At 65.8% G+C, this 8,807-nt stretch carries 11 protein-coding genes; 9 read left to right on the forward strand and 2 right to left on the reverse strand.

All coding sequences use genetic code 11. From position 1 onward, the window contains the following. The first annotated feature begins 34 nt into the window (after positions 1-34). From EOD07_RS12675 to EOD07_RS12700, 7 genes are all read left to right on the forward strand, one after another. Positions 35-853: a sulfurtransferase/chromate resistance protein gene (locus EOD07_RS12675; protein ID WP_127235691.1), complete on the forward strand. Its 819-nt coding sequence runs from the start codon at positions 35-37 to the stop codon at positions 851-853. Then, a complete protein-coding gene (chrA, locus tag EOD07_RS12680; RefSeq protein ID WP_127235692.1) occupies positions 850-2,238 on the forward strand; it encodes a chromate efflux transporter in 1,389 nt (462 codons plus the stop codon). Before EOD07_RS12675 ends, chrA begins: the two co-directional genes overlap by 4 nt. Positions 2,239-2,358: 120 nt before the next feature. Further along, positions 2,359-2,484, forward strand: coding sequence for a hypothetical protein (locus EOD07_RS39065; RefSeq protein WP_281059050.1), 126 nt, complete (start codon positions 2,359-2,361; stop codon positions 2,482-2,484). A gap of 3 nt (positions 2,485-2,487) precedes the next feature. Next, positions 2,488-2,697 (forward strand): hypothetical protein, encoded by a 210-nt coding sequence (locus EOD07_RS12685; protein ID WP_040989340.1) that lies wholly within the window; start codon positions 2,488-2,490, stop codon positions 2,695-2,697. A 16-nt stretch (positions 2,698-2,713) separates the two neighbouring features. Further along, positions 2,714-3,283 (forward strand): sigma-70 family RNA polymerase sigma factor, encoded by a 570-nt coding sequence (locus tag EOD07_RS12690; protein WP_071074912.1) that lies wholly within the window; start codon positions 2,714-2,716, stop codon positions 3,281-3,283. Continuing rightward, positions 3,270-4,196 carry an anti-sigma factor gene (locus EOD07_RS12695; RefSeq protein WP_127235693.1) on the forward strand — a complete coding sequence of 309 codons (927 nt, stop codon included), beginning with the start codon at positions 3,270-3,272 and terminating at the stop codon, positions 4,194-4,196. Before EOD07_RS12690 ends, EOD07_RS12695 begins: the two co-directional genes overlap by 14 nt. A 138-nt stretch (positions 4,197-4,334) precedes the next feature. Further along, positions 4,335-5,222: an FHA domain-containing protein gene (locus tag EOD07_RS12700; protein ID WP_127235694.1), complete on the forward strand. Its 888-nt coding sequence runs from the start codon at positions 4,335-4,337 to the stop codon at positions 5,220-5,222. Between the two features lie 99 nt (positions 5,223-5,321). On the opposite strand, the gene EOD07_RS12705 is transcribed toward EOD07_RS12700, so the two are convergent. Together EOD07_RS12705 and EOD07_RS12710 are read right to left on the reverse strand one after the other, a co-directional pair. Further along, entirely contained in the window at positions 5,322-6,425 is a 1,104-nt protein-coding gene (locus EOD07_RS12705; RefSeq protein ID WP_245470093.1) for an ROK family transcriptional regulator, read from the reverse strand. 47 nt (positions 6,426-6,472) lie between these two features. Next, complete coding sequence (locus tag EOD07_RS12710; protein ID WP_127235695.1) at positions 6,473-7,123, reverse strand: SGNH/GDSL hydrolase family protein; 651 nt, start codon at positions 7,121-7,123, stop codon at positions 6,473-6,475. Positions 7,124-7,517: 394 nt separating this feature from the next. Here EOD07_RS12710 and EOD07_RS12715 point away from each other — a divergent pair, with 394 nt between their 5' ends. Next, a complete protein-coding gene (locus tag EOD07_RS12715; protein WP_040989373.1) occupies positions 7,518-8,591 on the forward strand; it encodes an ABC transporter substrate-binding protein in 1,074 nt (357 codons plus the stop codon). 10 nt (positions 8,592-8,601) lie between these two features. Then, the coding region (locus tag EOD07_RS38500; RefSeq protein ID WP_245470095.1) for an ATP-binding cassette domain-containing protein at positions 8,602-8,807 on the forward strand (206 nt) is incomplete at its 3' end.

The following is an 8,807-nucleotide window of genomic DNA, read 5'->3' on the forward strand; positions in this document are numbered from 1 at the left end:
CGTCCAGACTCTCTCTGTTCAGGAGGTGGACGCCATGCCATCAACAACCGCAATCACCGTTCCGCAGCTTGCCCGTCTCATCGGCTTGCCCGACGCGCCTTGCCTGGTCGATGTGCGCACCGACGAGGATTATGAAGCCGACCCGCGTCTGCTGCCGGCGTCTTGCCGGCGAGATTTCAGAACTGTCTCGACCTGGGCTGCGGAATTTTCCGGGCGCAAGGTCGTCGCGATCTGCCAGAGGGGGCAGAAGCTCTCGCAAGGCGTTGCCGCATGGCTGCGTCATGAAGGCATCGCAGCGGAGTCGCTGGAAGGCGGCTTCGAGGCCTGGGCTGCCGCCAAAGCTCCGTTGGTCCGCGCCGGCGCGATCCCGCCGCGCGACGAAAAGGGGCGTACGGTCTGGGTCACACGGTCGCGGCCGAAAGTCGACCGCATCGCCTGCCCCTGGCTGATCCGCCGCTTCGTCGATCCCAAGGCGGTGTTCCTGTTCGTAGATCCGGCCGAAGTGCCTCTTGTGGCGGACCGCTTCGCTGCGGTTCCTTTCGACATCGAAGGCGTGTTCTGGAGCCATCGCGGCGACCGCTGCAGCTTCGACACGATGATCGAGGAATTCGGCCTGCGCGTCGAAGCGCTGGATCGCCTGGCGCTGATCGTGCGCGGGGCGGACACGGCGCGCCTCGACCTTGTGCCGCAGGCGGCCGGGTTCCTCGCCGCCTCGCTCGGCCTGTCGCGCATGTTCCGTGACGACCTCGAACAGCTCGAAGCCGGCATGCTCTTCTACGATGCCTTCTTCCGCTGGTGCCGTGACGCGGCGGACGAGACGCATAACTGGCCGGCCGGGGGCAAGGCGCAATGACCGCGCTCGCCAAGGACGATGCCGCGCGACCGGTCGAGGTCCCGGCCATGCCGAGCTTCCGCGAAGCGACGCGGCTCTGGGCCAAGATCGGGCTGCTCTCCTTCGGCGGGCCGGCCGGACAGATCGCGCTGATGCACAAGGAACTGGTCGAGGATCGCCGCTGGATCGGCGAGGAGCGTTTCCTGCACGCGCTCAACTACTGCATGCTTCTGCCTGGCCCCGAGGCGCAGCAGCTTGCCGTCTATATCGGCTGGCTGCTGCATCGCACGGCAGGCGGGCTGGTTGCCGGCATCCTGTTCGTGCTGCCGGGCGCGCTGGTCATGCTTGGCCTGAGCAGCTTCTACATGCTCTACAACGACGCGCCGGTCGTCGAGGCGCTGTTCTTCGGCGTCAAGGCGGCGGTGCTGGCCGTCGTCGTCGAGGCGGTGATCCGCATCGGCAAGCGCGCGCTGAAGAACCGTGCGATGGTGGCAATTGCCGTCGCCGCCTTCCTCGCCATCTATGTCGCGAAGCTGCCGTTCCCGCTCATCGTGCTCGCGGCCGGGCTTATCGGCTGGGCCGGCAACCGCTTTGCACCAGGGCTGTTTTCCAGCTCGGCGCATGGCAAGGGCAGCGCCGCCGCCGACAACAAGGGCGTGGTCGATCTGATGTTCGAGCGCGGCGAGCTAGGCCACGCCGTGCCGTCACGGTGGCATGCCATCCGCACCGTCGCCATCTGGCTGCCGCTCTGGCTGGGGCCGGTGGCGCTGATCGCCCTGCTGGCGGGGCCGGGAAGCGTGTGGGCGCAGATCGGCGGTTTCTTCAGCCTGATGGCCGTCGTCACCTTCGGCGGCGCCTATGCGGTGCTCGCCTATGTGGCGCAGGCGGCGGTCACCTCGTTCGGCTGGCTTTCGCCTGGACAGATGGTCGATGGGCTCGGGCTTGCCGAAACGACGCCGGGGCCATTGATCCTGGTGCTGCAATTCGTCGGCTTCGCCGCCGCCTATCGCCATGCCGGCGCGATCAATCCTTTGCTTGCCGGATCGCTCGGGTCGGCGCTGACGCTCTGGGTTACTTTCGTCCCCTGCTTCTTCTGGATATTTCTGGGCGCGCCTTACATCGAGCAACTCCGGCAGAACAAGGCGCTGGCGGCGGCGCTGGGCGCGATCACCGCGGCGGTCGTCGGCGTGATCATGAACCTTGCGCTGTGGTTCGCGCTGCATGTCGTTTTCGGCAAGGTCGCAAGCGTCGGCTGGGGCGTGGAGGTGCCGGTCCTGCCCTCGCTCGACTGGCGCGCCGCGCTACTCTCGGCGGCTGCGATGGTCGCCATGTTCAGGCTGAAACTCGGCATGCTGCCGACGCTGGCGGGGGCGGCGTTGGCGGGGCTTGCGCTGCAGGCGCTGTAGGCCCGCACGCCATTGTGATCACGTTAGCGTGAACGAAAAAGCCGACCGGCCGGGAATAAACGGCCCGGTCCGCCGGTCTCCAGGGCATGCGCCCTTTGTGCGCAACAGCAGGAGACCATCATGAAGCGGCACGAAGACAAATACGCACGGGCTGAAGAGGGCGAAGGCCTCAGCCGGCGCCAGCCTTTGGAGCGCTGGAGCTGGGCGCACCTGTTCTGGGCGATACCGCCCCGCCGCCGGCCCTGATCCGTGCCGATCGCAACCATCGAGATCCACGACCATGACGGCGAGCACCCCGTTGCAGCCAGCGATGCGCCGTCCCCTTCCGAGGCGCCCCTTGCTTCCGAGACACTTGACTCCGGTGACACCAATGCCTTCTCCTCCCTCGAAGCAGGCGCCATCGCCTGCGGTCGCGATCTTCACCCGCACGAGCAGGGACAGATCGTCGCCTCCCGCTGAGGGCGGCGGCAGACCCATGGCGGGAGCGCCCGACGGCGGGACAGTGTTGAGCGAAAAGATGCTGGCCGCGCGTTTTGCCGAGGTGGTGCTGCCGCACCTTGGCGATGCGCTGTCGCTCGCCCGCTGGCTGACCGGCAACACGGCCGATGCCGAGGATGTCGTGCAGGAGGCCTGCCTCAAGGCGCATGCGGGTATTGCGGGGTTCGCCGGGGGAAACCCCCGCGCGTGGCTGCTCACCATCGTGCGCAACGCCTCCTACACATGGATGGCGAAGAACCGTCCGCGCAGCGTGGTGGCGGTCGGCGACCTCGCCGATCTCGATGACGTCTCGCCGCCGCCCGACTCCGATGCCGACAGCCCGGAGGCTGCACTGATCGCCAAGGCGAATTCGGCGGCGGTTGAAGCGGCGATCGCCAGGCTGCCGCAAGCCTTCCGCGAAACGGTGGTGCTGCGCGACATCAACGGTCTCAGCTACCGCGAGATCGCCACCATGCTCGGCGTGCCGCAAGGCACGGTGATGTCGCGCCTAGCGCGGGCCCGCGGCCTGTTGATGACGGAACTTGGAGGGCGCCATGAGCCCGCATGAAATTAGCCCGCATGAGGATGGATTGCCGCAAGACCCGCAGGATATGAAGCTGATGATCCACGCCCTTGTCGATGGCGAGCTCGACGCCGCGGCCGCTTTGGCGGTCGAGCGGCGCATGGCCGCCGATCCGGAGCTTGCCGCCGAACATGCGCGCCTGGTGGCGCTGCGCGGCGCTGTCGCCAACCTGCCGCGGCCGAGCGTCAGCGACGATTTCCTGGCGCGCATCGCGGCCATCGCCGAGGTCAAAGGCGCCGAGGAGGACGACGTAACCCAGCCCGCAGCCGTGACGGCGGGACCTCAGCAATCCGCGCAACAGCAGCAAGGCAATGTGATCGCCATGCGGCCGCGCGCGGCACGCTGGTTCAACTCCTTCGACTGGCGCCAGATGGCGGCCTCGATCGCGCTGACGGCTGTTCTCGCCAGCGGCGCGACGCAGTGGCTGACGACGGCGGACAACGGGTCCGACAGTTTCGCGGTCGCGGTCGCCAACGGCCATCGCCGCAGCCTGCTGGCGGCGACGCCGGTCGACATCGTCTCGTCCGACCGCCACACGGTGAAGCCGTGGCTCGACGGCCGCATCGGCGTGTCGCCGGCGGCGCCCGACATGGCCAAGGACGGTTATGCGCTGATCGGCGGTCGCGTCGAGGTGATCGGCGACAAGCCGATGCCGGCTCTGGTCTACCGCCATCACGAGCATCTGATCACGCTGGTGGCCGAACCCCGGCAGAACGAAGCCAAATCGGTGCCGGTGGCGGACGACCTCTCGGCAGGGGGCTTCCTCCTGGTGCATTGGACGGACGATGCCTTCTCCTACTGGGCGATCTCGGACGCCGAACGTCCGGCGCTGGACGATTTCGTCGCGCGCTTCCGCGCGGCGATCATCGCCAATCCGGCGGCCGGCAGCCCAGGCTAGGGAAAGGAAACGTCTTTATCGCCGCTAATCGCGCCGAAACATCTGCCCCGGTTGCGCCGGCCCCTTGGCGTACAAGTGATAAGTCACGGTCGACTTTGGTATGTTATACACGCTGCGTTCCGGGGCGGATACGAGTCGATGGATCAGGAAAGACTTCTGGCCGCAGTCCTCTTGGCCGATGTCGTGGGCAGCGTGCCGCTCTATGAGCGCATCGGCGACGATGCCGCCCTGCGTCAGGTCTCGGATTGTCTCGACGCGATACGCGGGATCGTCGCCCAGCACGGCGGCGACTTCATCTACTCGAAGGGCGATGACGTGCTCAGCCTGTTCGAGACACCGGAGGCGGCGTTGAGGGCCGTCTGCCAGATTGGCAGCGAATTGACGAAAGAGCCCTTGATCGCCCGGATCGGATTGCATTTCGGGGCGGTCATTCGCGCGCGGGGCGCGGTATTCGGCGACGTTGTCAATGTCACCGCGCGGTTGTCCACCACGGCCAACCCCGGGGAGGTCCTGATCAGCCAGAGCTTCTTCGAAGCCCTTTCCGCGGGCAGCCGCGGTAGCTTGCGGCTCCTCGACAAAATGGCCTTCAAGGGAAAGCAGGAACTCTTCGATGTGTATACTCTGGGGGGCGACGATGGGACCCCCGCCACGCACGTCGCCAGCCGGGGCACTTTTGTCGAGAGGCGTTTCGCTCCGCCGCAGATCAATCTGGTCATCCGCTATGGAGATCGGGTGCGATCCTGCCGAAACAACGAACTGGTGACGATCGGCCGATCGCCGGAATGCGATATCGTCGTCCAGCGGCCCTGGGTCTCAAGACACCACGCGACCTTCACCATTTCGAATGGCAAGGCCCGGCTTGTCGAGCGAAGCTCGTCGGGCACATTTGTGTCGATGGGGCCCGGCGATGAAGTATTCGTGCGCCGCGAGGATATCCTCCTCTTCGGCTCCGGCGTCATCTCGCCTGGACGCAGATCGTCCCTCGGCGACGCCCAGATCCTTCACTACGAAATTATCCCGGGCTGACCGGGCCGACTGGGCGGGCGACGTCAAGCGGCCGCACCGCCGGCCCGATATCACCGGCAGGTGTTGCCGCCAGATAGCGAGACGCGGCGACGATAAATGTCACTCCACCATGAAGCGCGAGCTGAAGGGCAGGCCCGCCGCGCCCACCGCCTTGGGCGAACGCTCGATGTTGCCGGCTATGGCGGCTATGCCAGGCATGGCCTGCTCGAGTTCCCGGCAGATCGCCTTGCAGACCGCCTGGGGCGCGTGGGAGGACAGGACGACCGAGGTGATCGGAACGAACTGCTTCAGAGCCGCGATCGACGACTTCATTTGCCCGACCAGCTCGCGCTGCCACGCGATCTCGGCCTCGCCGAATGACGGCCAGTCCGCGCCTCTTTCCCAGAGCTCGGACGTCTGGCTTCCTTGTCTGGTGATCTCCTGTTCGAGCCGCAGGATGCCGACGTCGAAGCTTACCGCGCCGGTGGTGTTGTATATCTGGTGGTTGAGGACAAGGCGGCTGTGCAGGCGTGCGCCGAGATAGAAGAAAAGATAGTCCGAAAGGTGCTTGGCGACGCCGAACATGCTTTCACCGCCGGCCGCCGCCGTGATGTCGTTCTGGACGTAGACGGGGTAACCGATCTCCCGTTCGACCTCTTCCTGCAAGGCGTCGAACCGCTCGCGGGCCGCCTTGGGAGTCAGCTCGAGCTCCACCTCGTCGCCCGGCAGGGCAAGGCCGATGCCGGCGATGCGCGAATGCAGATGCTGCGGCAGGTCGGCGATGGCCTTGGCGATCGCGCTCATGAATTGCGGGTGGTTGGTGTCCTGCGCGGCAGCCGAGTACGGCAGCACCGCATGGGAGCGGATCGAGCCGACGAAGTCGACGAGCACGACCTCCACCTGCCGGTGCCCGACGCTGATGCCGACGGAATAGGCGCCCTCGGGGTTGAGCGATAGCGGCACTGTCGGCGGCCCGACGCGCCCGCGCTGGGCTTCGCCCTTGGCGATCAGCCCCTCCTGCTCGAGCGAACGGACGATGACGGACACCGTCTGCGCCGACAGGCCGGTCCGCTCGCCGATCTCGAGACGGGTGATATCCTTGCTCTGGAGCAGCAGCGACAGCACGAGGCGCTCGTTGTAGCTGCGCACGCTGACGGCGTTGAGGCCGCTGGCGCGGTCCGCAATCCGCAGCGGGTTGGGCGGCGCAAAGCGCATGTCAGGCATGGTGCGTCCTCCCGCAATCGGTCGTGCGGGACACCCGTATGCCGCGTTTATCGTTCATCCGGCCACCCGATTGCTTCGACCTCGCGGGCCAGCGCACGGCCGAGCGAGGCATGCGCCTGTCCGTTGATGTGGAATCCGTCGAGCGGATCGCAGGTGACGACCGAGCCCGCATCGAAGAAATGCACTTCGAGCGAATCGGCGATGATCTCGAACTCGAGCGCCAGCTGCCGCGACTTCTCCGGTGCGCCGGCGAAGATCGACCGCCATTCCTTGATGTCGTCCAGCATCGGCGGCGGAGATACGATCATGATCTCGGGCACGCTGCCGCCCGGACCGGGCTTCAGCTCCTTGATGTCGTAGACAAGGCAGCCCATGGCCATCGCCACTTCCGAGGCCGGCTGGTTGAAGCGCGCCTTGAGATCGTTGGTGCCCAGCATGATGATTACGAGATCGAGAACGGCATGGCTCTGCAGGCAAGGCCTGAGGTAGGTGCGCCCGTTCTTGTGGGCACCCTCGATCGGATCGTCGCGCACCGTCGTGCGGCCGCTGAGGCCTTCCTCGATGACATGCCAGCCGACGCCCAGTTCCCTTGCCATGACGCCGGGCCAGCGTTCGGCCGGGCCGTAGCGGTCAAGCGGCGTGCCGCCGGGTACCTGCCCATGCGTGTTGGAGTCGCCGTAGCACAAGACCGATCGCATGCTCCTCCCCGATCCAGCCAAGGTTCTGATTTGCAGAAATTATCGGACGAGAGCCGGCCGTCCGCGTCCAGTGACCCTGCCATTCGGCGGAAAGGTAGCGCAAGCCGCAAAGATAATCCATCACTCTGAATAATTATTGACAGCCCGCCGGATCGATGATTGAAGTGAGCCTGGGAGGAATGCCCCGAACCTTTTGCGCCGATCGGCCGCCATGACCCATGGCGGCAATGCTGGACCTTTGTCTCCAGCGGCCATGCGCGTGGGTTGAGCAATGAACTGAAGCAGTGCCGGGTTCGCCCCGGCAGGTGCGGTGTTTGGCCATGGCCGGACGCCGTCGGGGAAGTCGTGGCCCTGGTCGCCAGGGTTCGTGGAGCTTGAGAAGGAGGATGGCTCAGTGAGACGGATTATCCAATCAATCGCAGCGGCAGTGATCGCGACCACGATGTGGTGCGCGCCCTCGTTCGCCGACGACGTATCGCTGCTCGACGGGGTTACCGCCCGCGCCGGCGACAACCCAACGGTCGAGGCAGGGAAGTTCAAGAAGGATCCGCCCTGGGTCATCGGCATGAGCCATTTCGGCGTCAACGCCAACACCTGGACGGTGCAGGTCGCGCATGAGGCCGAGGCTGCCGCCGCCAAGGACAAGCGCATCAGCAAGTTCATCCTGCTCGATGCCGGCTTCGACCAGAAGAAGCAGGTCGCCGACATCGAGGACCTGATCGCCCAGAAGGTGGACGCCATCATCGTCCAGCCGGTCACGTCGACCTCAGCCGACGCCAGCATCGCCAAGGCCGTGGCGGCGGGCATTCCGGTCATCGTGCATACCGGCCGCATCGAGAGCGACGCCTTCACCACCGAAATCCAGGGCGGCGCCGAGCATTTCGGCAAGGTGATGGGCGACTTCCTGGTCAAGGAGCTTGGTGGCAAGGGCAATATCTGGGTGCTGCGTGGGCTCGCGGGCCATCCGGAAGACACCAACCGCTACAACGGCCTGCTGCAGGCGCTGAAGGGAACCGACGTCAAGATCATCGCCGAGGAGCATGGCGACTGGCAGTACGACAAGGCCAAGAAGCTCTGCGAGACGCTCTACCTGAACAATCCCGAGGTCGACGGCATCTGGTCTTCGGGCGCCGACATGACGCGCGCCTGCGTCGACGTCTTCAAGCAGTTCGGCGCCAAGATCCCGCCGATCACCGGCGAAGGCAACAACGGCTTCTTCGGCCAGTGGATCGCCGACGGCTTCAAGTCGATCTCGGCGGAATACAGCCCGGCCCAGGGCGCGGCCGGCATCCGCGCCGCCGTTGCCCTGCTCGAAGGCAAGGAGCTGAAGAAGCATTACGACTACAACCCGCCCGGCTGGGACATCGAGAAGGTCAAGAAATACTATCGCGACGATCTCTCGGCTAATGTCTGGTGGCCGTCGGAGCTGCCCGAAGACAAGCTCAAGGAATTCTACGCCAAGAAGTAAAGGCGGCGCCATGGCGGCGCGGGCGGCGGAGACGCGGGCCCGCGCCACCGAATTCCCTGAACGCAGCGGTGCTTTTTTCGTGAAAACCCTTGTCGAAATGTCGGATATCCGAAAAGCGTTCGCCGGCACGGCGGCGCTGAAGGGCGTCTCGATCGGACTCCAATCCGGCTCCGTCCATGCGTTGATGGGCGAGAATGGCGCTGGCAAATCGACGCT

Source organism: Mesorhizobium sp. M2C.T.Ca.TU.002.02.1.1, assembly GCF_003997225.1.